General features: G+C 60.5%; 23 protein-coding genes. 9 read left to right on the top strand and 14 right to left on the bottom strand.

Annotated features, from left to right (window positions below; all coding sequences use genetic code 11):
• The 3 genes from HJB89_RS26955 to HJB89_RS26945 form a co-directional block, all read right to left on the bottom strand.
• A partial coding sequence (locus HJB89_RS26955) for an electron transfer flavoprotein subunit beta/FixA family protein (protein ID WP_409201834.1) occupies positions 1-247 on the bottom strand: 247 nt, incomplete at its 3' end.
• Between the two features lie 36 nt (positions 248-283).
• A complete protein-coding gene (locus HJB89_RS26950; protein WP_221117227.1) occupies positions 284-886 on the bottom strand; it encodes a dimethylsulfoniopropionate lyase in 603 nt (200 codons plus the stop codon).
• A 45-nt stretch (positions 887-931) separates the two neighbouring features.
• Positions 932-2968 carry an NADH:flavin oxidoreductase gene (locus tag HJB89_RS26945; protein WP_221150804.1) on the bottom strand — a complete coding sequence of 679 codons (2037 nt, stop codon included), beginning with the start codon at positions 2966-2968 and terminating at the stop codon, positions 932-934.
• A 146-nt stretch (positions 2969-3114) separates the two neighbouring features.
• Between HJB89_RS26945 and HJB89_RS26940 the strand changes: the two genes are divergently transcribed.
• The 7 genes from HJB89_RS26940 to HJB89_RS26910 all read left to right on the top strand — a co-directional run bounded on the left by HJB89_RS26940 (position 3115) and on the right by HJB89_RS26910 (position 10054).
• Entirely contained in the window at positions 3115-3744 is a 630-nt protein-coding gene (locus HJB89_RS26940; protein ID WP_207584604.1) for a TetR/AcrR family transcriptional regulator, read from the top strand.
• 12 nt (positions 3745-3756) lie between these two features.
• Positions 3757-4551, top strand: coding sequence for a pyrroline-5-carboxylate reductase (locus HJB89_RS26935; protein WP_221117226.1), 795 nt, complete (start codon positions 3757-3759; stop codon positions 4549-4551).
• Between the two features lie 67 nt (positions 4552-4618).
• Positions 4619-5620: an ABC transporter substrate-binding protein gene (locus HJB89_RS26930; RefSeq protein WP_207584602.1), complete on the top strand. Its 1002-nt coding sequence runs from the start codon at positions 4619-4621 to the stop codon at positions 5618-5620.
• 95 nt (positions 5621-5715) lie between these two features.
• The gene (locus HJB89_RS26925) at positions 5716-6603 is read left to right on the top strand and encodes a proline/glycine betaine ABC transporter permease (protein WP_207584601.1); all 888 of its coding nucleotides are present in this window, start codon (positions 5716-5718) and stop codon (positions 6601-6603) included.
• A complete protein-coding gene (locus tag HJB89_RS26920; RefSeq protein ID WP_221117225.1) occupies positions 6596-7675 on the top strand; it encodes a glycine betaine/L-proline ABC transporter ATP-binding protein in 1080 nt (359 codons plus the stop codon). The genes HJB89_RS26925 and HJB89_RS26920 overlap by 8 nt, the downstream gene beginning before the upstream one ends.
• A gap of 285 nt (positions 7676-7960) precedes the next feature.
• Complete coding sequence (locus HJB89_RS26915; RefSeq protein ID WP_246762881.1) at positions 7961-8110, top strand: hypothetical protein; 150 nt, start codon at positions 7961-7963, stop codon at positions 8108-8110.
• A 945-nt stretch (positions 8111-9055) separates the two neighbouring features.
• Positions 9056-10054, top strand: coding sequence for a helix-turn-helix domain-containing protein (locus HJB89_RS26910; protein WP_207584599.1), 999 nt, complete (start codon positions 9056-9058; stop codon positions 10052-10054).
• Between the two features lie 105 nt (positions 10055-10159).
• On the opposite strand, the gene HJB89_RS26905 is transcribed toward HJB89_RS26910, so the two are convergent.
• The 7 genes from HJB89_RS26905 to HJB89_RS26875 all read right to left on the bottom strand — a co-directional run bounded on the left by HJB89_RS26905 (position 10160) and on the right by HJB89_RS26875 (position 18487).
• Positions 10160-12091: a diguanylate cyclase gene (locus HJB89_RS26905; protein ID WP_207584598.1), complete on the bottom strand. Its 1932-nt coding sequence runs from the start codon at positions 12089-12091 to the stop codon at positions 10160-10162.
• A gap of 86 nt (positions 12092-12177) precedes the next feature.
• Positions 12178-13101 carry a ribokinase gene (rbsK, locus tag HJB89_RS26900; protein WP_207584597.1) on the bottom strand — a complete coding sequence of 308 codons (924 nt, stop codon included), beginning with the start codon at positions 13099-13101 and terminating at the stop codon, positions 12178-12180.
• Positions 13098-13559, bottom strand: coding sequence for an RbsD/FucU family protein (locus HJB89_RS26895; protein WP_207584596.1), 462 nt, complete (start codon positions 13557-13559; stop codon positions 13098-13100). The genes rbsK and HJB89_RS26895 overlap by 4 nt, the downstream gene beginning before the upstream one ends.
• 44 nt (positions 13560-13603) lie before the next feature.
• On the bottom strand, positions 13604-14626 hold the full coding sequence (locus tag HJB89_RS26890; RefSeq protein WP_221117224.1) for a LacI family DNA-binding transcriptional regulator: 1023 nt from the start codon (positions 14624-14626) through the stop codon (positions 13604-13606).
• Positions 14627-14643: 17 nt separating this feature from the next.
• The gene (locus tag HJB89_RS26885; RefSeq protein ID WP_221133074.1) at positions 14644-15555 is read right to left on the bottom strand and encodes a carbohydrate ABC transporter permease; all 912 of its coding nucleotides are present in this window, start codon (positions 15553-15555) and stop codon (positions 14644-14646) included.
• Positions 15555-16673, bottom strand: coding sequence for a carbohydrate ABC transporter permease (locus HJB89_RS26880; protein WP_221150803.1), 1119 nt, complete (start codon positions 16671-16673; stop codon positions 15555-15557). Before HJB89_RS26880 ends, HJB89_RS26885 begins: the two co-directional genes overlap by 1 nt.
• A 173-nt stretch (positions 16674-16846) precedes the next feature.
• Complete coding sequence (locus HJB89_RS26875; RefSeq protein WP_221150802.1) at positions 16847-18487, bottom strand: extracellular solute-binding protein; 1641 nt, start codon at positions 18485-18487, stop codon at positions 16847-16849.
• Between the two features lie 338 nt (positions 18488-18825).
• On the opposite strand from HJB89_RS26875, the gene HJB89_RS26870 reads away from it, so the two are divergent.
• Positions 18826-19893 (top strand): ABC transporter ATP-binding protein, encoded by a 1068-nt coding sequence (locus HJB89_RS26870; RefSeq protein ID WP_221150801.1) that lies wholly within the window; start codon positions 18826-18828, stop codon positions 19891-19893.
• Between the two features lie 100 nt (positions 19894-19993).
• Here HJB89_RS26870 and HJB89_RS26865 read toward each other — a convergent pair whose 3' ends face one another.
• From HJB89_RS26865 to HJB89_RS26850, 4 genes are read right to left on the bottom strand one after another with little or no spacing between them, the layout of a single operon-like run.
• Positions 19994-21433, bottom strand: coding sequence for a coniferyl aldehyde dehydrogenase (locus HJB89_RS26865; RefSeq protein ID WP_221150800.1), 1440 nt, complete (start codon positions 21431-21433; stop codon positions 19994-19996).
• A gap of 21 nt (positions 21434-21454) precedes the next feature.
• Entirely contained in the window at positions 21455-22561 is a 1107-nt protein-coding gene (locus tag HJB89_RS26860) for an NAD(P)-dependent alcohol dehydrogenase (protein ID WP_221150799.1), read from the bottom strand.
• A 34-nt stretch (positions 22562-22595) separates the two neighbouring features.
• On the bottom strand, positions 22596-23420 hold the full coding sequence (locus tag HJB89_RS26855; RefSeq protein WP_207584588.1) for a p-hydroxycinnamoyl CoA hydratase/lyase: 825 nt from the start codon (positions 23418-23420) through the stop codon (positions 22596-22598).
• Positions 23421-23465: 45 nt separating this feature from the next.
• On the bottom strand, positions 23466-25049 hold the full coding sequence (locus HJB89_RS26850) for an AMP-binding protein (RefSeq protein ID WP_221150798.1): 1584 nt from the start codon (positions 25047-25049) through the stop codon (positions 23466-23468).
• A gap of 214 nt (positions 25050-25263) precedes the next feature.
• On the opposite strand from HJB89_RS26850, the gene HJB89_RS26845 reads away from it, so the two are divergent.
• On the top strand, positions 25264-25749 hold the full coding sequence (locus HJB89_RS26845; RefSeq protein ID WP_221150797.1) for a MarR family winged helix-turn-helix transcriptional regulator: 486 nt from the start codon (positions 25264-25266) through the stop codon (positions 25747-25749).
• Positions 25750-25855 lie beyond the last annotated feature (106 nt).

Raw genomic sequence — 25855 nt, 5'->3', positions numbered from 1 at the left:
CCCGGTCGGCGCCCATGGCAAGGGCGGTCCTCAGCGTCTCTTCGGCCTTGGCCGGACCGATCGAGACGACGATCACTTCCTCGCACCTGCCGGCTTCCTTCAGCCGCAGCGCCTCTTCCACCGAGATCTCATCGAACGGGTTCATCGACATCTTCACATTGGCAAGCTCGACACCCGTGCCGTCCGGCTTCACCCGGATCTTCACGTTGTAGTCGACGACCCGTTTTACGGGTACGAGAATCTTCATTTGCAAAACCCCTTTTATTTCCTAGACTGCCGGCCGTCAGTGCGGCCGTTCGGCAAGCAGCGCCCAGAAGGCGAAGAGCGGTGTGCCCACCGACCTCATGGCATGTTTGATTCCAGGGATATTGTAGAACGATCCGCCGATACCAGGCGAAAACCAGTCCCCTTCCCCTTGCTGAAACTCTCCCTCGGAAAGCACCAGATAGACTTCCTCGGGCGCATGGTCATGGTCCGGATAGCGCACCTGAGGCGCCATTAACGTCACACCGAGCCACAGGTCGTTCCGCTCCTCCAATCCTCCCCGGCCGATGATCATGGCATTGGCATGCCCATCGACGAAATTGTCGTCGGCCGTGTGGTCATACTTGGTGCGCCGACGCCATTCAAGCATCGGCTCGATGCCTTTGAAGGCCTCGATTAATCCCGTCAGCGAAGGATAGGACGTATCGATCGCGAGCGCCAGATCGAGGTGATGACACACCGGCAACCGGCTTCCCTCTCCCGCACGTGCGGCTCCCCGCCGTTCCAACGCCGCAAAAAACTGACCGATCGAGCGGCGTGCTTCCGGCGCCTTTGCGAATTGGTCGAAAGCGGCAGACGCCGCATCCACGAAAAGCTGCAGGCTTTCTCCGCGTAAACTCATGTCATCCCCCCGAAATGAGCGGCCGGCGAGCGGCCCCTCTTGCGATCATATATCCTTGGCGATGCGCAGGCCGTCATAGATGGCGGCATGCGTGTTGCGCGCAGCGACAGCATCGCCGATCCGAAACAGCTGGAACTTGCCCTCGGGATTGCGAATGACGGATTGAGGTTCCCCGGAAAGAAGCTGGTCGTGCGACATCTCGCCGAGATTGCTCGAGCTGGGTTTCAGCTCGAAATAGAGCTCGTCGAGCGGGATGGTCCCATGGTTGACGACGATCTGGTCGAAGCTGTGCTGCCGGGCAATCCCGCCATAATCGCTGCCGACATGAGCGACGAGCTGATTGCCGCTTTTCTCGACAGCTTCCAAGCGATAGGTGACGGTGAAGGTCACGTCGTGCTTCTGAAGCGAGCGCATATAGGGCACCAGGTTCATGGCCATAACTTCGGGCGCGAAGGACCGGTCCGGCGTCATGATCTCGACCTTGGCGCCGGCCTTGGCCAGAAACTCCGCCGCCTGAAGGCCGGCATGGTCGCCGGCATCGTCGAAGATCAGCACGTTGGTTCCAGGCTTCACGTCGCCGGAGATGATGTCCCATGACGAGACCACCAGCTCGTTGCCGCTCGAGAGAACCTCGGTATGCGGCAAACCGCCCGTCGCGATGATGACGACATCGGGATTCTCGGCTTCGATCGAGTGAGCTTCCGCCCAGGTGTTGAAATGGAAGGTGACGTCGTATTTCTCGCACTGGCTCATGCGCCAGTCGATGATGCTTATCATTTCCTTTCGGCGCTCGCTCTGGGCGGTGAGCCGGATCTGGCCGCCGGGATTGTTCGCCGCTTCGAAAACGACCACCTGGTGGCCGCGTTCTCCGGCAACGCGCGCTGCTTCCAGACCGGCCGGGCCGGCGCCGACGATGACGACCTTTTTCCTGGCGTCGGCCTTCGCCACCTTATGCGGCATGGTCAGTTCGCGGCCGGTGGCGGCATTGTGGATGCAGTAGGCGGCCCCGCCTTGATAAATGCGGTCGAGACAGTAATTGGCGCCGACGCAGGGACGAATGTCCTCTTCCCGCTTCTCGATGATCTTGCGGACGATGTGCGGGTCGGTCATGTGGGCGCGGGTCATGCCGATCATATCGACCTTGCCGGAGGCGATCGCATGGCGCGCGGTGGCGACATCAGGGATCTTCGCGGCGTGGAAAGTCGGGAAGTCTGTCGCGGCGCGGATTTCGCCGGCGAAATCGAGATGCGGCGAATTCGCCATGCCCTGGATCGGGATCACGTCGGTCAGGCCAGCGTCGGTATCGATGTGACCGCGGATTACGTTCAGGTAGTCGATAAGGCCGCTGTCCCTGAGGCGCCTGGAGATTTCGATGCCTTCGGCCTTGCCGGTGCCGCCCGGAAGACATTCGTCGGCCGTGTAGCGCACGCCCAGGATGAACTCGTCCCCGACCCTCTGCCGGATCGCCTTGAACACATCGAAACAGAAACGCAGCCGGTTGTCGAGCGAGCCGCCATAGGGACCATCGAGCTGGTTGGTGAGCGGCGACGTGAACTGGTCGATCAAGTGGCCGTAGGCCTCGAGTTCGACGCCGTCCATACCGCCCGCCTTCATGCGTTCGGCTGCGTCGGCGAAATCCTTGATGATGCGCTCGATATCCCAATCTTCCAACTTCTTCGGAAAGGCACGATGGGATGCCTCGCGATGATGCGATGGGGCGACAACCGGCAGCCAGTCGCCCTTGTCCCAGCGTGTGCGCCGGCCGAGATGGGTGAGCTGGATCATGATCGCCGCCCCCTCTTCGTGCACGGCGTCGGTCATTTCCCTGATCCACGGAACGATTTCGTCCTTGTAAGCCAGCAGATTGTTGAAAACCGGAGGACTATCCCTGGACACCGCAGCCGAGCCCGCCGTCATCGTCAATGCCACTCCGCCCTTTGCCCGCTCCACCGTGTAGGCACGATACTTCTCCTTCGGCATACCGTCTTCGGGATAGGCCGGCTCGTGGGAGGTGACGATAATACGGTTACGCAACTTCAAGTGCTTGAGCTGATAGGGCTGAAGGAGAGGATCGTTCGACATGGGCCGCGGTTCCGATTAAAAATACCAGAGGAGACGCTAGGCGTAATGTACATATGTGTCAATATTGAAAACATTATGGTCGTTATTTTTGACACTTCTGTACATTTTTCTTGTGCGCGACCTCGGAATTTGATAGGAGATAACCTATGGATCAGGCTTTGAACGACACCGGTTGGCGCGGATCACAGGAAGGATGGCTGGAAGCAGCTTACCACTCACTGCTGGAGTCCGGCGTGGATTCGGTGAAAATTCTGCCGCTGGCGAAAAAGCTAAATCTCTCGCGCACGAGCTTCTACTGGTTCTTCAAGGATCGGGAGGAGCTGTTGAGTGCACTCGTGGCGCTATGGCGCGACAAAAACACCGGCAACATCGTCAAGCGATCTGAGGCTTATGCGGAATCGCTCGCCGAAGCGATGCTCAATGTCTTCGATTGCTGGCTCGACAACGATCTGTTCGACGCGAAGTTCGAATTTGCCGTGCGCAGTTGGGCGCTGCAGTCCGACGAGCTTCTCGCAGAGGTCCAGAAGGCCGATCAGATTCGGCTGGAGGCGCTCAAGCGCATGTTCATGCGGTTCGGGTTACCAGAAACGACATCGGATGTCAGAGCGCGTACAACTTACCTCGTCCAGATCGGATACATCTCCATGCAATCAAGGGAGGAACTCGCCGTCCGCATGAAACGGATTCCCGAATATATCGCGATCTACACGGGCGAAGTGCCGCAGCAGAGGGAGCTCGATCGCTTCTTCTCCCGGCATGGCCACAAGCCCGATTAGAGGAAAGCCGAGATGAGCGTTTCCTTGAGGATCGGTATTATTGGCGGCAGCGGCTGGCTTGGCGGAGCCATCGCCGCCTCGATCCTCGACGCGGGTTTGCTAGAGCCTCGAAAGCTCTCTCTCTCCTATCGCGGTAAACAGCCGGATCGTTTCTTGAATTCTTTCTGGACGGCCGACAATCAGGCGCTGGCCGACCGCTCGGACGTGATCTTCCTCTCAGTCCGTCCTGATGACTGGCATCCCCTTGATGTCGATGCCGGCGGCAAGCTCGTCATTTCGGTGATGGCGGGGATTGGTCTCGCCGCCCTTTCGCAACACCACAAGACCGGCCGTGTCGTCCGCGCCCTGCCGAATGCGGCTGCCGAAGTGGCTAAGTCCTATACGCCGTGGATCGGCACAAGCGAGGTCACGGAAAATGACCGGGCCGTCGTCCGCGCCATTTTCGAGGCCTGCGGATCGCAGGACGAGGTCGCAAGGGAAAGCGACATCGATTACCTCACCGGCCTTTCCGGCTCCGGACCGGCGTTGCCGGCGCTGCTTGCGGCTGCCATGATGGATGACGCCGTCGCCCGCGGCCTGCCGGCGGAGATTGCGCGCCGCGCCGTCAATACGGTGATGACAGGCGCCGGTCGCCTTTTGGAGCGCCGCGACGAAAGTCCCGAAGACGTCGTTCAGACCTTTCTCGATTATCGCGGTACGACGGCGGCGGCCATCGAAAGCATGCGCGCTGCGGGATTCGACGCGTCGATCGCCAAGGGTTTGTCGGCGGCATTTGAGAAATCGGTGAGTATGGGAAAGGTTTCCTGACGACCGTTGGGGCGGGCACTGCGGCACCCCGCTCGGCAAGACCAGCCGCTAAACAGAGGGAACGACAATGAAAAAACTACTCGCAACGACATGTCTGACATTCGGCCTGATTGGCGGAGCGTCTTTCGCCAGCGCCGCCGAATGCGGCAGCGTGACCATCGCCAGCATGAACTGGCAGAGCGCCGAAGTTCTCTCAAACCTGGACAAGTTCATCCTGAACGAAGGCTATGGCTGCAGCGCTGACATCACCGTTGGCGACACCGTCCCGACGATCACCTCCATGGCCGAAAAAGGCCAGCCGGATATCGCGCCCGAAGCCTGGATCGATCTTCTCCCCGACGTCGTCAAGAAGGGCACGGAAGAAGGCCGCATCGTTCAGGTCGGTTCTCCACTGCCGGATGGCGGCGTGCAGGGCTGGTGGATTCCGAAATATCTCGCCGACGCTCATCCCGATATCAAGACCATCGGCGACGTGCTGAAGCATCCGGAACTCTTCCCCGATCCCGAAGACGCGAAGAAGGGCGCCATCTTCAACGGCCCGCAGGGCTGGGGTGGCACTGTCGTCACCTCGCAGCTCTACAAGGCCTTCGAAGCCGAGAAGGCGGGCTTCACCCTCGTCGATACCGGCTCGGCCGCCGGTCTCGATGGTTCAATCGCCAAGGCTTACGAGCGCAAGGAAGGCTGGGCCGGTTACTACTGGGCGCCGACCGCGCTGCTCGGTAAGTATCAGATGGTCAAGCTCGAAGCCGGGGTGCCGCAGGATGCCGCCGAATGGAAGCGTTGCATCACCGTCGCCGATTGCGCCGACCCGAAGCCCAATGCCTGGCCGGTCGATCATGTCGTCACCCTGGTTGCCAAGCCCTTTTCGGAAAAGGTCGGGCCTGAGGTCATGGGCTATCTGGCGAAGCGCTCCTGGAGCAATGACACGGTCAACAAGCTGATGTCGTGGATGACCGACAACCAGGCAACTGGTGAAGACGGCGCCAAGCACTTCCTGAAGGAAAACAAGGACCTTTGGACCAAGTGGGTCTCGCCTGAGGCGGCCACGAAGATCGAAGCTGCGCTTTAACATTGACTATCGCGGTGCGCGAAAAGCGCACCGCCTCTCACAGCCGATAAAATCAAAAAGACTGCAGCGGCTCTTTGAAGAAAAAGGGGATCCGAATGGAATGGTTTTATAAATTCCCACATATGGATGACGACGCGCTTCGCAATTTGAAGAAGGCGATCGATGACGGCTTTCGCGGATTTACCCGCGCCTACGGCGACGGCATCGAAACCCTCTTCATTCCGCTGCAGCATTTCCTCATCGCCGCCGAACGGTTCATGACGCAGACGCCGTGGCCGATCATCACCGCGATCATCCTAGCCATCGCATGGCTTGGGAGCCGCAGCCTGAAGGTCGTCTTCGGCTGTCTGGTGACGCTGCTGCTGATCGGCTATTTCGACATGTGGGACGATACGATGCGGACGGTCTCGATGATCTTCGTCTGCACGGTTCTTTCCATCGCCATCGGCATTCCGATGGGAATATTCATGGCACGTTCCGACCGGCTGCAGCGCGTGATCAATCCGATCCTCGACGTCATGCAGACCATGCCCAGTTTCGTCTATCTCATCCCTGTCGTCATGCTGCTCGGCATCGGCAAGGTGCCGGGACTGATCGCCGTCGTCATCTACGCCATTCCGCCGATGATAAGGCTAACGGACCTCGGCATCCGGCTGGTCGACAAGGATGTGCTGGAGGCAGCCGATGCCTTCGGGACCTCGAGCGCGCAGAAGCTGTTCAAGGTGCAGCTGCCGCTCGCGCTTCCCACCATCATGGCCGGCATCAACCAGACGATCATGATGGCGCTGGCCATGGTGGTCATCGCATCGATGATCGGCGTCCAGGGCCTCGGCCAGCCGGTGCTGAAGGCGATTGCAAACCAGTATTTCACCCTGGGTATTTTCAACGGCCTTGCCATCGTCGGCATCGCCATCATCTTCGACCGAGTCAGCCAGGCGTATGGCAAGAGGCTCCAGAAGCATCGGGAGATTGTCCATGGCTGATCAGCGTTTCGGCGGCATCAAGATCCGCCATCTCTACAAGATCTTCGGTCCCAACCCCTCCGCGCATGTCGATGCCGTCCAGAAGGGAATGTCAAAGACCGAACTCAACGAAAAGCACGGTCACGTGCTGGGCCTGAGGGATATCAATGTCGAGATTCCCTCCGGCCGCATCCAGGTAGTCATGGGCCTTTCGGGGTCGGGGAAATCGACGCTCATCCGCCACATCAATCGTCTGATCGATCCAACCGCCGGCGAAGTGCTGGTCGACGGCGTCGATGTCGTGAAGATGAACGAGACCGAATTGCGGGCGTTTCGTCGGCACCAGACGGCGATGGTGTTTCAGAAGTTCGCGCTTCTGCCGCACCGGAATGTTCTCGACAACACCATCTTCGGCCTCGAAGTGCAGGGCGTGGAGCGCGCGAAAGCGACCGACATCGCCATGCGCTGGCTGGAGCGGGTCGGCCTGAAGGGCTTCGAGCAAAGATATCCCAACCAGCTTTCCGGCGGCATGCAGCAGCGCGTCGGCCTGGCGCGCGCCCTTTCCAACGACGCGCCGGTCCTTCTGATGGATGAAGCCTATTCGGCGCTCGATCCTTTGATCCGCACGGACATGCAGACGGTGCTTCTCAACATTCAAAAAGAGATCAAAAAAACTATCGTCTTCATCACCCACGATCTCGATGAAGCACTTCGCCTGGGCGACCAGATTGCCATCCTGCGCGACGGCGAAGTCATCCAGCAGGGCACCAGCCAGGACATCGTTCTGCGTCCGGCGGACGAATACATCGCCAACTTCGTCAAGGAGGTCAATCGAGGCCGGGTCATCCATGTCGAAGCCGTCATGACGCCGCTGCACTCCGGTGCGGCGCCGGTTGGACTGGCGATTGCGGCAGGCACGACCGTCGAAGAGGCCGTCCGAATGCTGGCATCGGCGCCAGAGGGCGATGCCAGGGTCGTTTCGCCCTCCGGGGAAACATTGGGGCTTGTCACTTTCCGGCAGCTCGCGGGCGCGATGGTGAATTCGCAGGAGGTTGCCCCCCGACGCGATAGTGCCCTGTCGGTCGCCCTCTGACGCTCCAGATGCGGCCGTCTTTCCGTTTGCTGGCGACACCGATTCAGGCACGTCGCCAGCTCATGTCGGCGCGCATGGGGATTCCGATAGCTCATACCGCTCGCATCGGTCTCCGTCCGGCTTGCCGAGCTATCACGACAGCGACGGCTCGCATGCCATGAGCGAGGCCGAGATCTGGGAAATCATCGACGGATTCGTGCAGGCTGCCCGACAGCGTGCTGGAATGGCGTCAGCCTACTCGATAACAACACCAGTGAGCATTTCTTCGAGGAAGGCGACAGCCTGGTGCTGGCCACCACCGATGCGTCCGCGAACTGGCTGGGCGAGGAATTGCGCTCGCAGAGTATCGATGTCATAGAGATCGGAGATTGCGCCGCCCCGCGCCAGGCGCCCTATGCCTTCTATGAGGATAGGCGAGCTGCCTTGGAGCTGTGACGCCCGCTCCCGCTACGCCCTAATCGACCTCTTCCTGTGTCCGCAAGCCGCGCACGAACAACCTCTCGCCAGCGCTTGCGTATACATTTTGCGCAAGGCCAGTCCAGACTGCGTCGCGAAAAGCCGCTTAGCCGACTTTATCGGGCGCCGGCAATTGCTCCATCGCCACGGAGTAATAAGATGATTTTCGACCAAACCATGATGGTTCACGGTCCCAGAGCCAAGCCCCTCCACCCATCACCCCCAAAAAAGGATGGAAGGGATCATACATACGCACCCCATCCCGTGCGTATGCCTGCATGCCTGTCTGCTTGCCGAAGGCTATAAGCGGTCCACTATAGAACCTTCGGCAGGCGACTGCGCAGATCCCGGATTGGGGCGTTTTCCATAGCTTCAGATGATGATGCGCATCAAGGCCAGACTGTAGCGTTTGTGCCTTTCGTGGCCTCACGGATACACCCTATAAAATTGCCCCTCTGCGTAATCGTTTCATCACCGGCTTATCATTATAGCAGGTGGTGCGAAGGCTTGCCTATTGTTCAAAGGTCTGCCAGTTCCTGGCTTCAGGCTGCGGAGAGCTGACCGGATTGGATCTGTCGACAAATGCATTTAACCGCTTGGTTTCCTTGACGCATGCCACGCTCGAACTCGACCTGTGTCGACTTGCACATGGTGCTGATCTCTCTGCCGATACCACGCGGATATCCACATGCTCCGCCGAGGCGTGCTGCGTTCCAGGCCCCGTTCGGCTAAGATATAGCCAAGCATCGCCCATCACTCCCGCCCGCAGGCGCTGACAAAGCGGAGGACACCGATCGATGGCGACCGGCGGGGCCAATAGAGGTACGCACATCAATCCGTCGACACGGATCGCGTGTCGCGTCGAAATCTGCGAGCGGTTGAGAAGGACAAGTCAACGCAGCCACGTTGAACAATGGGGGCAGCATGTCGGAAAATAGCGCGCCGCAATTCTCATTTCGATTTCGCGGCTCGTCCTTCGACAACATGGTCGAAACCCTCGGAGGCGCTTTTGGCGCATTCGATGCAGAGCCTGTCGGCCGGGCTCAGGAGTTCCACTGGGGATTGGATTTTGCCGCGACTGACGATGCGGTACTGCTCACCGGTTATCATGAGGCCGAGTTTCAGTTCAATATCGAGCCGACCGTCGATACGGCGGAGTATCTGTCGATCGTTGTGCCACGCAGCGGCGGTATGGGGGTCACCTATGGCCCCCGCGTCGCCGAGGCCGGGCAAGGAAAACTGCTTCTTTACAATAATTTCGAACCCAACAGCGTCATCATGCACGGGCAAGCGAACGTCATCGACGAGCTGCTGGTCAACTGGCCCGTCATCCTGCAGACGATCGGCCAGACCTTCGAGATGCCCTTCAGCGGCTCTCTCGACCTGCTGCCAGAACTCGATCTATCCAAGCCGGCCGGCCGGATGATCGGCAGCCTCACGGAAACGATCATCCAGGGCATGCGCGACGATGGCCCCTTGCTGCAGTCGCCGATTGCCATGGCGCACCTGACGCAGGCGCTGGCCGATCTGGTCGTACGCCTGGTGCCTCACCGGCTGTCGCATTTCCTGGAGAACGGGCCTGCCCTGATCGCACCCCGGCATGTCCGCAAGGCGATCGAATTCATGCACGCCAATATCGATCAGCCGATCACCATGCCGAAGGTGGCCGAAGCGGCGGGCGTATCCAGTCGGGCGCTGGAAACCGGTTTTCGTGCCTTCAGGGATACCTCTCCCGCAGCATACCTGCTGACGCTCCGTCTGCGCGCAGCGCGCCAGGATTTGCTCGATCCAGAGAGCAAGGACACCATGAAGGCCGTCTGCCTCAAATGGGGTTTCTTTCATTTCGGCCGGTTTTCCGCGGTTTATAAAACGACATACGGGGAATATCCGTCCGACACCAGGAAGCGCGCGATGCGGCGATAATGGCCGTGCATTGCCGAAGTGAATAAACCATCCGGGGCGCTGGCGCGATGGTTCGACAGAAAAAACAGGATGAGCAGATTTGGCCGCGTCCGTTGATAGAGCGGCCTAGCCAGCTTCCTTTATCTCGTGCCGTTCGCCGCTGGGCGAATGGGCCATAATGCGATTGCGGCCTTGCGTTTTGGCGTCGTAGAGGGCGGCGTCGGCCTCGGTCAGGAGACGGTTCGGGTTGGCCCGCAGGACCGCTCCCGTCGCGCAGGATACGCCGATGCTGGCCGTCACCCTTCCGAATTCGCTGCCGGAATGAACGATACTCTCTTGGGCCAGGCGACGAGCGAACTGCTCGGCAACGATCATCGCTCCTTTGGCGCTGGTGTCGGGGAGGAACACCACGAATTCCTCTCCACCGTAGCGGGCAACGATATCCGCCGGTCGGCTGACCGACTGGCGCAAACACATGCTGACGACACGCAGGCATTGGTCGCCGGCGGGGTGGCCATAGGTGTCATTATAGGCTTTGAACCGGTCGATATCGACCATCAGAAGGCTGAACGGCGTGTTCTTCCGGGCGCTGCCTGCCGTCTCACGTGCGAAAGCTTCGTCGAAGGCCCGGCGGTTGACCATGCCGGTCAGCCCATCGGTCTCGGCAAGATTTTTCAGCTGTTCCGCCGATAGCCTGAGTGCGATTTCTGCCTGCTTCGTCGCCGTGATGTCCGAGACCACAGCCATTGCCGCACCGTCTTCCGCAAGCCTTGTCCGGATGCTGCGCCAGTCGCCGTTATGAAGCTGAACTTCTTCGTCCTTGTTGCTGTGCAGTGAAGCAGTAGCAGCCTTGATCCACTCCTCCACATCCCCTTCCGGAACACCGGGCCGCTCACCGGTTTCGGCGACGCGGCGCAGGATGTCGCTGATATGGGCGCCGACCACGCGGGCCTCTCCGGAGAGCGGGAACGCATTGCGATACTGATCATTGCAAAAGAGGATAAACCCTCTGCTGTCGTACATGGCGATGCCATCGGACATGCCGGCCATCGCATGCGAGAGCAGGTTCTTGCTTTCGCGCAATTCCCGCTCCAGGGCGGTGCGCTCCGTAACATCTCGCGTTACGCCTGCGAGGCCGATCACACGCCCCTGCTTGTCCCTCAGCGGAACCTTGGAGGCGAGCAGAAATCTGCCTTCGATACGCTCGGTGGAATCGATCAGCGGCACCCCGGTGTCAATGACCTGCTGCTCGAGATGATATAATTCCTCGGCGAGTGGTCGCGACATCAGATTGAAATCCGACAATCCGATCATCTCCGCCGTCGTCCTGAAACGGAAGAGGCGGGTCATGTTTTCATTGACGGTGATGAACCGGCTGTTTCGGTCCTTCACATAGAGATAGTCGGGTGACTGCGAAAATGCGGTCACCAATATGCTTCGTTCCAACTCCCATTGCTGCGTCTTCAGGAGAACGAAACCGCCCAGAACGGTCGCCAGGCAATTCAATACGGCCAGGGGAAAACCGACGCCGGCCAGCACATGGGCATTCACCAAGGTGGGAAGCATAGCCATCGACAGGACCAATGCAAAGCCGAGTGCCAGGCTCAGCAGCGCAACATCCATCGGTCCCGGAGATCTCTTGCGGGTCCAGACATGACCGGCCAAACCGATACCGGTGGCGATGGCCATTGTGATGATCCCGTCGACCATCGCCGTACCGCCGACGGCAAAACGAAAGGCAATCGCCAGCGCTGCGGCAAAAGCCGCCGCGATCGGCCCCCCGAACATGCCGGCCAATACAAGTGGCGAAAAGCGCAGGTCGACATAGATGCCGGGATGGAATTCAACGGCCAGCAATATGGATCCGATGGAGGCGCCGCCGGCTATGATTCCGAAGGCGATTTTTTCCTGCCTGAAGGCACGGCGCTGAAACTGGATGGAAAAAAGCGCCCACAGCGAGATCGCCAGGCACACGAATGAAAGGTTGCCACCGAATTGCGTCCAATTGCCATTCACCGCGCTGGATCCACCTTCCAAGCTATGTAACGAAGCTGTCATACGACAACACTAGTTTGAGCTTCGTTAAACCGGGGCCTGTCAGCCTCATTCTTTGGCTGATGCGCCCGCGAGCCTGGCACGAACTCCTAGCGCAGCAAGGCGTCGATCTCGGCGCGCGAAGGCATGGCGGGGGCCGTGCCTGGCCGGGTCACGGCGATTGCCGCCGTCGCGCAACCGAAGCGGACGGCCTCGATCGGCGCATATCCTTCGGAGATCGCTGTCGCGAAGCCGCCCAGGAAGGCATCGCCAGCGCCCGTAGTGTCGACGACGTTGCCCGCAGAAAAGGCGGGTACAAATTCGCTCTGACCGGCCGTGTGATAGAAAGCGCCGCGTGCACCGAGGGTGATGATGACCGCTCTCGCTCCGCGATCCAGCAGGGTACGGGCCGCGGCTCGTGCCTGGTCATCCGTTTCGATCGCATGCCCCGCCAATTCGGCCGCCTCCACCTCGTTTGGAACGATGAAATCGCACAGGCCATAGATGCTGTCCGGTAGCGTGCGGGCGGGCGCCGGATTGAAAATCGTGGTGCCCCCTGCCCTTTTCGCCATCGTCAGGCCATGGACAGCCGCGTCGAGCGGTTGTTCAAGCTGGGTCATAAAAATGGCGGCGCTTTCGATCTCCGCCCGGTTCGCATCGACATCTTCTATGCCGATTAGACCAGCAGCACCCGGCGCGACGATGATGGCATTGTCGCCGCTCATTTCGTCGACGAAGATGAAGGCAGCACCGCTGGAAACGCCGTCCATCTTCATCACATTGGCTTTGACGCCGGCCGCGGCATAGGCCGCAAGGGCCATCTCGCCGAACGGGTCGTTGCCGACCCGAGAGATGAAGGTTACCGTGCCGCCGGCCTTTGCCGCGGCTATTGCCTGGTTGGAGCCCTTGCCTCCCGGCCCAAGCGTGAAGCCCGACCCCATCAGCGTCTCGGCAATATGGGGCAGGCGCTTGGCCTTATAGGCGGTGTCGGCGGCAAAAATACCCAGAATGACGATTCCGCTTTTCCCGCTCATCTGACCGCCTCCTCCGCCGGGATGACGCCCTTGGTCAGAAGGAAGCATCCATAAAATCGCAGTTCTCCCGTTGCGATCACACAATAGGCTTTTTTGGCGATGTCGTAGAACGTCATCCGCTCGACCGGATACATGGGCGATGACTTGCCTTCGGCGCGATCGACGATGACCTGGACTTCCTGTTGAATCGGCGGGATTTCGTCAGGCTTGCCGATCACTTCCATGCGCCCCGCCGAAGGCTGAATCGGGGTGTCCAGCGGGAAGACGGAGAGGACCGCATCTATCGCCTGCGGCGCGGAAATGTTTTCCATCGTCAGAAGCCTACCCAGACGCGTCTGGCGGGCGATCGAATCCGACGGAAAGTTCGTGTCGGAGATGACGAGATAGTCGCCGTGTCCCATGTTGCAAAGTGCTTGAAGAATATCGCCGTTGAGTTCGGCCCTGATTCCCTTGAGCATTCGATCTTTCCATCCCTTATAATGGCGGCAGTGCCGGCCTTGCTTCAATTTTTATGCCCGGCGACCTTGGGCTGCGCGCACGGGCCACTCGAACCCCGCACGATCAGCGATCCGTCGATCATCTCGTCTCCTTTGCCTGGCGGCTCCTCAAGGAGAAGGCTGACCGCGCGCCGTGCCAGCGTGTCGGCCGGCTGGCGTATGGTTGTCAGCCGTGGCACGACGAGGTTAGCGAGCGAAATGTCGTCGAACCCCGTCACGGACAGCTTGCGCGGCACATCGATCTTGAGGTCGCGTGCAGCGCGCAGCGCGCCGATGGCCTGCTGGTCGCTGGCAGCCGCGATTGCCGTGGGTCGATCCTGTGGTGGGCGCGAAAGCAGGTCGCGGGCAACTTTCTCACCGGACTCATAATCGAATTTGCCGTACGCGATTTCGAGTTCAACTGCCTCGCCGGTCTTTCCAAACAGGTCAATGCGGCTGACAAAGCCCTCTTTACGCATGCGCCCCGCCTCCGTGTCGGGTGGCCCAGCGATGTAGGCGATGTGGCGATGGCCCAACCCATAGAGATGGTCTGCAATTAGCGCGGCAGCTTGCGCATGGTTGGTCGACACCAAGGGAAAGGTGCCGAAGCGCCGGTCCAGCGATATGATTGGAACCGCTCCCTCCAAGGGGAGGCCCGAACCGTCGCTCGAAGCCACCACGATGATGCCGCGCACCGACCGGTCGAGGAACGCGAAAACGTGGCTCTGCTCCGCCTCGCGATCGTCATGCGAACTAGCCAGCATGAGGCTATGCCCGCATTCGAGCGCGGCGCGCTCGACGCTTGCAGCAAGTTGCGCGAAGAACGGATTGGTGATGTCGGGAACGACGAGACCAATGACGTCGGTTTTGCTGGTGCGCAACGCTCTCGCGGTCACATTCGGCCGGTATCCGAGCGCAGAAATGGCGGCGCTGACCTTTTCGCGCAGCACAGGTTTGACCGCGGCTTCGCCCGACAGCACGCGCGAAACGGTGCCCACGGATACGCCCGCATACTCGGCGACATCCTTGACTGTAGGCATCTTTGACATTTTCGAACGTCCCGCAGCTACTTTACCGCTCCCGCGGTCATCCCGGCGATGATGTGCTTTTCCAGCATGACGCCGACAACAACCAGTGGCAGGATGCCGGCGGTGGAAAGAGCCGCCATCGACCACCAATTGATGCCCTGGCTGCCCGTCTGGCTGGCAATCATCACCGGCAATGTATTGGTATTGGTGGAAGTCAGCAGCGCGGCGAAAAAATATTCGTTCCAGCACAAGATCAGCGCCAGCAGAAAGGCGGCCACCATGCCCGGCAGAACGAGCGGCACGATGATGCGGGCAAACGCGCCCCAGATCGACAGTCCGTCGACAAGCGCTGCCTCCTCGAGCTCAACCGGAACCGTGGCGAACTGGTCGCGCATGATCCAGACGACAATCGGCAGGACCATCAGTGTATAGACGGCGATCATTCCCACATAAGTGTCCAGCAGCGCCAGTTCCTTGTAGAGAACGAGGAACGGCAGGGCGAGAACGACGGGCGGCATTATGAGCTGCGACAAGAAGAAGAACGAAATGTCGGAGTTGCGCATATGGCCGAACTTGTACGAAAAACGGCTGAGGCCATAGGCCGCGAGCGATCCGAGCACGACCGCAAGAGCCGATGCCGCGACCGAAATGATGACGCTGTTCCAGAGCCTGCGCATGAACTCGTCGCGCACGGTCGAGATCTGGAAAATCGTATCCGGGGAGAGCCCGAGCGAGCGCCAGCCAAGCCAGTTGGGGGCAAAATTGAACCAGGGGATCAGGTTGCCGCGCATGACGTCAGCCGCTGTCTTGAACGAGGTCGAGACCGTCCAGAACAGCGGGAAAATGCAGACAAATGCCCAGGTGACCAGCAGGCCGTAGATGGCGAAACGCATGGCCCACCAACGAATGCGCTGACCGCGCGCGTATTTTTCGAAATCGATCCGAACCATCAGAGCCTTCCTGTCATGCGCTTCACGATACGGTCGGAAATCTTCATCAGCCCGGTCATGCCGAAAACGATGATCACCAGATAGACGAGCGCGAGAAGGGTGCCGTATCCAACATTCGAACGGTCGCGATATTCGCGATAGATGAAACTGGTGACGGAATCGGTCGCCCCGCCGGGACCTCCCGATGTCACCGTTATGATGATGTCGGCGAGCTTGAGCTTGAAGATGATGCGGATCATCACCGCCGTTACCGAAACCGGCAGCATGAGCGGGAAAATAACCTTCCAAAAGCGTTGCCACTTGGTAGCACCGTCGACTTCGGCCGCCTCCAGCACTTCCCGCGACAGGCCCTGCAGCCCGGCGAGCAGCATGATCATCATGAACGGAATGAAGGTCCAGGCATCCATAATCATGATCGAGAGCCGCGCCACGAGCGGATCGCCGAAGAAGGAGGGATTTTCCCAGCCGAGCCAGCGGGCAAACCGCGCGACCGGGCCGAAGCGGGTTTCCATCATCGACTTGCCGACCATCCAGCTCACCGCGACCGGCGATAACATCAAGGGCACCAGAAAGGTGACGCGCCAGAACTTGCGGGCAAGGATTTCCTGATTGAGGAGCAACGCCAGGCCGAACGCGATTGCGTATTCGACGACGATCGCCAGGCAATAAAGGATCATATTGAGTAGGGCATTGCCGTAGAACGGATCGGTGATCATCCGGCGTACATTGTCGAACCCGTTGAAGCGCCGCCCTGCCGAAGAGGCGAGGTTCCAATCAGAAAAGCCGATCCAGAGCGCAAAGATCAGCGGAAAGACCACCATCGACACGACGAAAAGCGCAGCCGGCAGAACAAAAAGCGCCTTCTTGCCCGACTCGCCGTAAATGACGACGCGGGTGATGCAGAGAACGGCGGCCCAGAGAAAATAGGCATAAAGTACCGGGCGCCAGTTCGAAAAACCCCAATCGGTCCAGCCCAACGCATGGGCACCCTGCAATGCAAATGATGTTACGAACCATATGGCGCTCAGCCACAGAGCCGCTTGGCCCCAGAAACGACGGCTCGCGGAAATGGAGCCGGCTTCGACCGTGTGCAGCAGGTCGTCTTCGACTGTCGACATGATATTCCTCGCCCGAACAGAAGGGGCGCTGGCGAAATCGTTGCCGATCCGCCAGCGCGCTCACAGCGCCGCGCGTCTGAAAGACGCGCAAAGAGATGCTGTACACTTTGAATTGCTGCATAATTTTATCCCCAAATCGATTCCGATCTAAGGAATTATGCAGCAGTCACCGATCAGAGCCCGAGGCTCGTCCGGTAAAGTTTCAGCTGGCTATCGCGGCCGATCTGGTCGGTGATCTTTTCCCAGGCGGCCGCAATCGCATCCGCGGTCTCCTGTGCCGATTTGTACTGTCCGGCAAAACCCTTCGCCAGTTCGTCTTCGGCGACAGAGTAATATTGGAAGATGCCGGGGATACGCGGTTCGATGGCGGCGTTCGGGTGGTTGTAGCTATCGACGTTCGAACCCAGATAGTCCTCGATATAGGCGCGGTCGTAACCTGCCTTTTCCCATTCGTCATAGTTGAAGTTGGACTGACGATAGGGTTGGAAGCCGGAGGGATAGGCCGACGTCCACAGAGACAGATCCTTGCCGCCGAGATGGGCAGCAGCAGACCAGGCCGCCTTGCGCTTCTTCTCGTCGCTGGAGACCTGCTTGGTAACGTAAATGCCCCAGCCCAGATAGGCCATGTTAGGCGCTTCGTTATACTTGTCTTCCCACTGCCCGGTCTTGCGGTTGTAGACACGGTCGGAGCCGCGGTTGATGCCGAAGCCGACCACGTCGCCGACGACCGAGGTGTCGGAGGTGCGTGCGCTGGAGCCGACATCGCCCCACCACATCAACATTGCGCCGGTGCCGGCCAGGAACTGCGAGAAGGCCGTGGTGCCGGGATCGGCATTGATCTGGTCGGCCGGATAGGCCTTCGCCGCAATCAGATCCAAGACGTCCTGGATCGCCTGAACCCATGCCGGGTTATTGACCAGCGGCTTCATGTTTTCAGGATCGAACAGCCAGGCCGGGTCGCCCGGATATTTGGCATAGGCCGTTGCGCGGTTCTCGATGAAATAGAAGCCGAAACCGCCCCATCCCTTGAGGGGATCGAGATAGCCGTAGGCTGGCTGGCTGGTCAGCGGATCGGTCTTGCCGATCAGCGCCTGGGAAGCTGCGTTCACTTCCTGCCAGGTCTTCGGCGGCTCGGCCATGCCGCTGATCGAGCCTTCGCCGAAATAATCCTTGCGGTAGGCGAAGGTGTGGCAGTCGCCATCGATCGTCACGCGATAGGTCTTGCCGCCCCAGGTGCCGACCGGTGGCTTCAGGTAGCTGACCATGTCGTCGGTCTCGATCTGCTTTGCAACCCAGTCAGGCATCTCGTCCAGAAGCCCGCGTCCGGCGGTGTCGCCCTCGAAGGGTGCACCCATCTCCAGGAGGTCGAAGTCGACCGTGCCGGTTGCGATCGACTGCTGAAGGCGAGCGTTGTAATCAGCCTGAGCAAGGTCGATCCAGTTGATCTTGGCGCCCGTATAGGCTTCCCACGGCTTCAGGAAACCGCGAAACAGGAAGTTGTGGAGGTTCTGGTTGTTAAGCCCCATGAAGGTCAGCTCGACACCGGCGAACTCGCCCTGCTTGACATTGGCCTTCGTCGGACCGAGGCAAAGCTCGCCGACCTTCTGCCAGTCTGCATCCGTTGGCGAGCCCTTGCCGACACCTGGAATTTTCAAGATCTGAGCGCGCAGATCATCGGCAGCAAACGCCGTGCCGGCAATGCCGCCCATCGCGCCAGACAGCCCGAGCAGAGCTGCAGCACTTGCCGTTCCGCGCAAGACGTCGCGGCGACTTGCCTGACGGCGCATCAATGCATCATATATTTCAACTCTCATGCTTTCCTCCTCCACGTTTCGTTGTGCTGCCGCCACCTGGCCTTGCCGGGCTGGCTCCAGTGCGATTTTTACACTGGCCTCCTGCAGAACTATCTGGTAACAAGAAAATGAAACGTTTCATATCTTGCCTGAAACCGCTCCTCCCGGTCTCGATTTCGAGAATTAGACGGCAGGTGAAAAAAGTCAACAGGAAATGAAACGTTTCATGGAGGAGGCCTGACAGGTAGTTTCAAATCGGCAAAAGGCGGCTCATCGGCCCTCTTGCAGGAAGCACCTGTCGTGAGATGCACGGCCCTTGGGGAGCGCCCGGGGGCTGGCAGAAAGCGAGCGGGAGGCACATGGCTGAGGTCAATATTTCCGGGGCACGCAAGGCCTACGGCGCCGTAACTATCCTGCATGACGTCGATATAGAAATCCGCGATGGCGAGTTTGTGGTGCTTGTCGGTCCTTCCGGTTGTGGCAAGTCAACTCTGTTGCGCATGGTCGCAGGGCTCGAAAGCATCACCGGCGGCACCATTTCAATCGGCAAAAACGTCGTCAACAATCTCCCCCCGAAGGACCGCGATATCGCAATGGTCTTCCAGAGCTATGCGCTTTATCCGCACAAGACCGTTGCCGAAAACATGGTCTTTGCGCTTCGCCTACAGAAGCAGCCAGCCGACGTCATCAAACAGCGCCTGCAGGCGGCGGCCGAAACACTCGATCTCGTGCCCTATCTCGACCGTTATCCGCGCCAGCTTTCGGGTGGCCAGCGGCAGCGTGTGGCGATGGGGCGGGCCATCGTCAGATCGCCGCAGGTATTTCTGTTCGACGAACCTTTGTCGAACCTCGATGCCAAGCTGCGCGTTCAGATGCGCAAAGAGATCAAGGAACTGCACCAGCGGCTGAAAACCACGACCATCTACGTCACGCATGACCAGGTCGAAGCGATGACCATGGCCGACAAGATCGTGGTGATGCAGGGAGGCAAGGTCGAACAGATCGGCACGCCGCTGAAACTCTACGACCGTCCCAACAACACGTTCGTGGCAACCTTCATCGGCTCGCCGTCGATGAACCTCCTGAAAGGCCGGTACAAGGCCGATGGTGCTATCTTCGTCACGGACACCGGCGACGAGATCGGACTTGGTTTCACACCCGAAGCAACAGACGGGCAGTCCGTGCTCCTCGGCGTTCGCCCCGAACATCTGTCGCTCGCCGAACGCGGCTTGAAGGCAACGGTCAGCGTCACCGAACCCACCGGCCATGAAACGATGGTGTTCCTGCGCTACGGGCCGGGCGAACTTGTCGCGGTGTTTTCGGAACGCCATGAGTTCGAGCCCGGGCAAGTCGTGACGGTCGCTCCCCGCACGGAAAAGCTACATCTATTTGATGCTGGGTCGGGCAAGACGCTGCGGCTCGATTAAGCCGCCACGCCTCCGGATAACGGACGCTTGACGGTGTATTGAACGAACAGGGATCGATGGCCTCGCAATTATGCGATGCCATCGCTTCTCTGTTCTCTCGTCACTTGCAGATCGCCGCGGCCAGGAAGCCGCGCATTGCCTCGCCGAAGGGCGGGCGCATCATATATTCCGCTTCCACCATCTTGCTCTGGTGGTAGACGGCGCGCGGATGCGAGAAGGCGAGGAAGCCGAACTTTCCGTGATAGGCGCCCATGCCGGAATGGCCGACGCCGCCGAAGGGTAGGCCTTCCGCCGTGACATGGCTCATGCAATCGTTGACCGTCATCCCACCCGAAGTCGTATTGTCGAGCACACGGCGTTCCTCTTCGCCGTCCTGGCTGAAGTAATAGAGAGCGAGCGGGCGCGGCTTGGCATTGATGCGACCGATGACGTCGGCGATATCGCGATAGGCAATGACCGGCAGCACTGGCCCGAAGATTTCCTCCTGCTGCACGCGCATGTCTTCGGTGGGATCGAGGATCAGGGTCGGCGGAATGCGATGGGCCGATTGCTGGGAGAAATTCTCCGCCGCCGGGTTGATCTCGACGATGCGGGCGCCCTTGGCCCTGGCGTCGTCGATCAGGCCCTGGACGCGGGCATGATGGCGGGCATTGACGATCGAGGTGTAATCGGGATTTTCCTTCAGCCCCGGATACATCGCTCCGACCGCCGCGATCGCATGTTCGGCGAAGGACTCGACACTTTCCTCCGGAACATAGACATGGTCCGGTGCCAGGCAGATCTGGCCGGCGTTCAGCGTCTTGACGGTCATGACACGGCGCGCCGCGTCTGCGAGATCGGCCGAGCGGCCGATGACGACGGGCGACTTGCCGCCGAGCTCAAGTGTCAGCGGCGTCAGGTTTTCCGCCGCCGCGCGCATGACGTGGTGGGCGATCGCGGTTCCGCCGGTGAAGATCAGATGGTCGAAGGCAAGTGATGTAAACGCCGTGCCCGTCGCCGGTCCGCCCTGAACGACTGATATTTCCGTTTCGTCAAAGGCGCCGGCGATAAGTTCCGCCATCAAGGAGGAGGAAGCCGGCGTCACCTCCGACGGCTTGATCATGGCGCGGTTGCCGGCGGCAAGAATGCCGGCAAGCGGCGCAAGGGCCAGCTGATACGGGAAATTCCACGGGCTGAGGATTCCGACAACCCCCTTCGGCTGATAGACCACTTCGGCCACCGCGTCGGGAAATAATGCCTCGTGCTGCTCGGGCTTCAGCCATTCGGCGAGATGGCCCTTGGCATATTTGAGCGAACCGACGCAGGTGAAGACATCGAGAAGCAGGCTCGCCTCGACGCTGCGGCTGCCGAAATCCTGCGACAGCGCCGCGGCGATCGCATCCTTGTAGTCGACGAGAAGAGCGATGACGCGATCGATGCGATCGGCACGGGTTTGGATGCTTGGTGGCCCTTCCCTCAGGAAGGACGCCCTTTGCCGTTCGAGCAGCGCCTTCATGGCATCGGGACTGGTATCGGTAGCGATTGGGGCGACGGTGTTCATTCTTTCCTCCCTTGAACGGTGTCAGACGGCCGGCTGGCGCACGACCGGTTTCAGCACGATGCCCTTTTCGGCATCCTCCACCGCCCGGTTGATGTCGGCGAAATCATAGAAGGTGACGAGCCTGTCGAAGGGGAAGCGGCCCTGTCGGTGAAGGTCGATCAGCAGCGGGATCAGCACGTCGGGATTGGAATCACCCTCGACGATGCCGCGCACCCGGCGTCCACCGGAGAGAATATGAGTGAGATCGAGCGTCAGCGTCGCGCCATGGGGCGAAGCGCCGACAATGCCGCAGGTGCCGCGCGGCGCCAGCACCCGCACGCACTGGTCGATGACGGCGGGCACGCCGGAGGCATCGATCGCATAATCGACGCCCGCGCCCGTCAGCGCCATGATCGTGGCGACGGCGTCGCTCGCTTTGCCGTTGACGATATCGGTCGCGCCGAGTTCAGCGGCAAGCGCCAGCCGCGCCTCGTTGACGTCGACGGCGATGATGCGCGAAGCGCCGACGATCCGCGCCGCCATGACGGCGGCGAGGCCCACGGACCCCATGCCGAAAACCGCAAGCACTTTTCCCGGTTCGACCTTGAGCGCATTCATGACCGCGCCGGCGCCGGTCTGGATGCCGCAGGCAAGCGGCCCGAGCAGCGCCAGATCGGCATCGCTTGGCACTTTCACGATATTGCGCTCATGACAGAGCGCGTGGCTGGCAAAGGAGGATTGCCCGAAAATATTGCCGTTCACCCGCTCCCCTCTATAGGAGAGCCCGCTCGAACCATCGGCGCGCGAACCAAAGAAATTGCGCGGGAAGAATTCGTGGCAATAGGTCTCCTCGTGATCGTTGCAGCTCGGGCAATGACCGCAGGAATTGAAGGTCATGACCACGTGATCGCCTGGCGCTACCTTGGCAACGCCCGGCCCGACACGCTCGACGATTCCAGCACCTTCATGGCCGAGCACCACCGGCTGCGGCACCGGCAGATGCTGGTCGCGCATGACGATATCGGTGTGGCAAACCCCGGTCGCGACGACGCGAACCAGGATCTCCCCCTCGCGCGGCTCCTCCAGATCGAGGCTTTCCAGCGAAAACGGCATATGCGGCGCACGCGCCACCGCGGCATGAATCTTCATGGTTTCCTCCTCCTGATGATTTGCCCGCGAACCCTCAGCGGCCGCGCTTGTAGGCACCGAGCCCCGGCTGATAGGTCTTGTCGTCGAGGAACTGCTTCAGCCCCTCGTCGCGCCCCTTGGTCTTGTCGAGAAACAGCATCTGCTCCAGCTTGGCGTAGATGTAATCGTCGGCCAGATCCCAGGGCAGGTTGCGCACGCGCTTATAGGTATCCTTGGCGGCCTTCAGCGTCACCGGGTTCTTTTCGAGCAGGCTGGCGCAGATCTTGCGGACCCGGGTTTCAAGCTCGGCCAGCGGCACGGCCTCATTGACCAGACCCATTTCGGCGGCCTTGCGCCCGCCGAACAATTCGCCGGTCATGATGTAGTAGAGCGCGTCGCGATGGCGCATCACCTCGGCGACCGCGCGGGTAACGTTGCCGCCCGGCAGGATGCCCCAATTGATCTCGGAAAGGCCGAAATTCGCTTCCTCGGCGGCGATGGCGAGATCGCAGGAAACCAGCGGAGTGAAGGCGCCGCCGAAGCACCAGCCATTGACCATGGCGATCGTCGGCTTTTCGAAATACATCAGCCGGCCCCACCAGCCGCCGGATTGGCGCCGCGCCTTCAGCGTGGCATCGCGCGGCTTGTCGTCATTGTCGCGGAAATATTCCTTCAGATCCATGCCGGCGGACCAGGACTCGCCGGCGCCGCGCAGGACGAGAACGCCGCAGCGCTCGTCGCCCTCGAGTTCATCGAGCACTTCCATCATCCGGGCGTTCAAAGCCGGATTCATCGCATTGCGCTTTTCAGGGCGGTTGAGGGTCACGAAAGCGATGCCGTTATCGAATTCGACCAGAACCGGCGATTGATTTTCAGTCATGGGTCTACTCCATTGGTTTCGGCATTGAATGCCGGGGCCGCTTCATCAGGCCTGTCGTTGAAGGGTTTCGTCGGAATGCAACCGGCGCAGAACATGTTTCTGCACCTTGCCGGAGGCGGTGCGGGGAATACTCTCGATGAAGAGGATGCGGGCCGGGCGCTTGAAGGCGGAGAGCCTTGCCGCGCAATGGCCGGCAATCTCCTCGCCCGTTGCCGCGGCACCCGGCCGCTGCACGACATACGCAACGCCGCATTCGCCCCACCTGATATCGGGAATACCGACGACCGCGACGTCGAGGATATCGGGATGGCTTGCGAGCGCTGCTTCGACCTCGGCGGGATAAACATTCTCGCCACCGCTGATATACATGTCCTTCAGCCGGTCGACGATCTGATAGAAGCCGTTGGCTTCGCGGCGGCCGAGATCGCCGGTGCGGTACCAGCCGTCGGTGAAGGCGACAGCGGTCTCTTCAGGCTTGTTCCAATAGCCCGGCGTCACCGCCGGCCCGCGCAGCCATAATTCGCCGATCTCGCCTTCCCCGACGTCGCTGCCCTCTTCGCCGACGATACGGATGTCGAGAAGCGGTGCGGGAAGACCGACACTGCCGGGATTATCCTGGACGGCACGCCGGTCGATCGGCACATGCAGCACCGTTCCCGCCTCGCTCATGCCGTAACCGTTGACCAGTGCCACGCCATCGCCGAGATAGCTTTCGATCAACGGCTGGGTCAGCGGCGCGCCGCCGACGAAGAGCGCGTGCAGGCCGGAAAGAGCCGCGGCGCTATAAGCGGGGTCGCCGCGCAGGGCGAGCGCGATCTGCGGCACGGCGAAATAATGGCTGATGGCGCGTTGCCGATCGGCAAGGACTGCGAGTGTGCGCGCCGGCGTGAACCGGTCGGAGACGACAAGCGTGCCGCCCAGCATCAATGTTGTGCGCGCCACGGCGATCAGGCCGATCGTGTGGAAGAACGGCAGGTCGCACAAAGCGACCGATCCCGGCCCTATCTCGCCGACGAAGGAAAAATTGACGGCAGCAAAGAAGGCGTTGCTGCGGGTGATGACGACGCCCTTCGGCTGGCCCGTCGTGCCCGACGTATAGAGCAGGACGCAAGGCTGATCCGCTTCGACGGGCACGGGCTCCCCCGGGAGGCTCGCCTCGATCCGCGCGGCAAACCCGCCCGGGCCATCGGCCGTCGCGATCACCGCCATCTGGGGATCAACGTCCGCAAGGCTTGCCACGGCTGCCGAAAACTCTTGGTCGTGGACCAGGAGAGCTGGCGCGCAATCGGCAAGGATCGGCCGAAGCTCGGCGGCATTGAGGCGCCAGTTAAGCGGCACGTAGATGGCGCCGGCGCGCTGGCAGGCAAAGGCAAGCACGAGCGAATCCATCGAATTACGCGCCAGCATGGCGACACGCGCCCCGTCCCGCCGCGCTCCCAGCATATCGCGGAGGAAACCGGCGCAGCGGGCAATCCGCACATCGAGTTCGGCATAGGTCAGCTGCCGGCCGGTGGCGATCTCGAACAGAGCCCGACGATCCGGCGCGACGTGGGCGCGGTAGAGGATCGGATCATCCTTCACCAGTCCGCAATCCGCCGAAGAAGCCATCCCGGAAAAGGAATGCACCATTTTCACCTCCCATGCCCGCCGCTCCTCCGCCGCAAGCATCAAATTTGTATGCAACACATACTAATATCTTTTTCCGACGAGATGCAAGAGGCTGTTTTCGGCAAATCCGAGCCTTCGGAGGATCGCGGGAAAATATCCCTGCTGCCGCCAACAAGGATATTGACTAACCCGCTGATTTTGATGGTTATGATCCCGAACGAAGCGAGAGCGAACGATGCGCACAAACCCCCCGCCGGAGGATGTCGAAGCCGAGGAGGCCTCCTTTACGCCGCCGCTCGACGTCGGTCGGCTCGGCGATCTCCTGGGCTTTCATCTGCGCATGGCGCATGTCGCGATCTATCGCGACTTCGCTGAAACCATGGAGGAGCTTCGGCTGACGCAGAAGCAGCTCGCAGTGATGGAACTTGTCGCGGGCAATCCCGGCGTATCGCAGATCGACCTTGCCAATACGCTCGGCACCGATCGCGCGACCATGATGGCCCTCGTCAATCGGTTGGCGGCCCGTGACTTCATCGAGCGCCGTCCTTCCGCGGCAGATCGCCGGCGCCAGGAACTGCATCTGACGGAGGCGGGACGCGCCATGCTCGCGCGGGCACGCGCGCTGATCGCCATGCATGAACAGCGCTTCATCGAGCTGTTTTCGCCGGACGAAATGGATGCGCTGTTGGCCGCGCTGAAGCGGATCTATAAGGGGGGCTGAAACCCGCTTCCGCTTGTGAAGCAAGCAGCATTTAAGCCCATAGATTTCTATTGGGAAACTCCCGTGTTATGATCCCGGCCCTGGCGTTGTCCGCCGTGGGTTATGC

The organism is Rhizobium sp. NZLR8 (assembly GCF_019685025.1).
Taxonomy (GTDB): domain Bacteria; phylum Pseudomonadota; class Alphaproteobacteria; order Rhizobiales; family Rhizobiaceae; genus Rhizobium.
This window is presented reverse-complemented; position numbering and strand designations above follow the sequence as displayed.

What these genes read in the sequence shown, in the direction of transcription:
- HJB89_RS26950 (WP_221117227.1), bottom strand. Translation starts at nt 886, where the DNA reads ATGAGTTTACGCGGAGAAAGCCTGCAGCTTTTCGTGGATGCGGCGTCT.
- HJB89_RS26945 (WP_221150804.1), bottom strand. Translation starts at nt 2,968, where the DNA reads ATGTCGAACGATCCTCTCCTTCAGCCCTATCAGCTCAAGCACTTGAAG.
- HJB89_RS26940 (WP_207584604.1), top strand. Translation starts at nt 3,115, where the DNA reads ATGGATCAGGCTTTGAACGACACCGGTTGGCGCGGATCACAGGAAGGA.
- HJB89_RS26935 (WP_221117226.1), top strand. Translation starts at nt 3,757, where the DNA reads ATGAGCGTTTCCTTGAGGATCGGTATTATTGGCGGCAGCGGCTGGCTT.
- HJB89_RS26930 (WP_207584602.1), top strand. Translation starts at nt 4,619, where the DNA reads ATGAAAAAACTACTCGCAACGACATGTCTGACATTCGGCCTGATTGGC.
- HJB89_RS26925 (WP_207584601.1), top strand. Translation starts at nt 5,716, where the DNA reads ATGGAATGGTTTTATAAATTCCCACATATGGATGACGACGCGCTTCGC.
- HJB89_RS26920 (WP_221117225.1), top strand. Translation starts at nt 6,596, where the DNA reads ATGGCTGATCAGCGTTTCGGCGGCATCAAGATCCGCCATCTCTACAAG.
- HJB89_RS26910 (WP_207584599.1), top strand. Translation starts at nt 9,056, where the DNA reads ATGTCGGAAAATAGCGCGCCGCAATTCTCATTTCGATTTCGCGGCTCG.
- HJB89_RS26905 (WP_207584598.1), bottom strand. Translation starts at nt 12,091, where the DNA reads ATGACAGCTTCGTTACATAGCTTGGAAGGTGGATCCAGCGCGGTGAAT.
- rbsK (WP_207584597.1), bottom strand. Translation starts at nt 13,101, where the DNA reads ATGAGCGGGAAAAGCGGAATCGTCATTCTGGGTATTTTTGCCGCCGAC.
- HJB89_RS26895 (WP_207584596.1), bottom strand. Translation starts at nt 13,559, where the DNA reads ATGCTCAAGGGAATCAGGGCCGAACTCAACGGCGATATTCTTCAAGCA.
- HJB89_RS26890 (WP_221117224.1), bottom strand. Translation starts at nt 14,626, where the DNA reads ATGTCAAAGATGCCTACAGTCAAGGATGTCGCCGAGTATGCGGGCGTA.
- HJB89_RS26885 (WP_221133074.1), bottom strand. Translation starts at nt 15,555, where the DNA reads ATGGTTCGGATCGATTTCGAAAAATACGCGCGCGGTCAGCGCATTCGT.
- HJB89_RS26880 (WP_221150803.1), bottom strand. Translation starts at nt 16,673, where the DNA reads ATGTCGACAGTCGAAGACGACCTGCTGCACACGGTCGAAGCCGGCTCC.
- HJB89_RS26875 (WP_221150802.1), bottom strand. Translation starts at nt 18,487, where the DNA reads ATGAGAGTTGAAATATATGATGCATTGATGCGCCGTCAGGCAAGTCGC.
- HJB89_RS26870 (WP_221150801.1), top strand. Translation starts at nt 18,826, where the DNA reads ATGGCTGAGGTCAATATTTCCGGGGCACGCAAGGCCTACGGCGCCGTA.
- HJB89_RS26865 (WP_221150800.1), bottom strand. Translation starts at nt 21,433, where the DNA reads ATGAACACCGTCGCCCCAATCGCTACCGATACCAGTCCCGATGCCATG.
- HJB89_RS26860 (WP_221150799.1), bottom strand. Translation starts at nt 22,561, where the DNA reads ATGAAGATTCATGCCGCGGTGGCGCGTGCGCCGCATATGCCGTTTTCG.
- HJB89_RS26855 (WP_207584588.1), bottom strand. Translation starts at nt 23,420, where the DNA reads ATGACTGAAAATCAATCGCCGGTTCTGGTCGAATTCGATAACGGCATC.
- HJB89_RS26850 (WP_221150798.1), bottom strand. Translation starts at nt 25,049, where the DNA reads ATGGTGCATTCCTTTTCCGGGATGGCTTCTTCGGCGGATTGCGGACTG.
- HJB89_RS26845 (WP_221150797.1), top strand. Translation starts at nt 25,264, where the DNA reads ATGCGCACAAACCCCCCGCCGGAGGATGTCGAAGCCGAGGAGGCCTCC.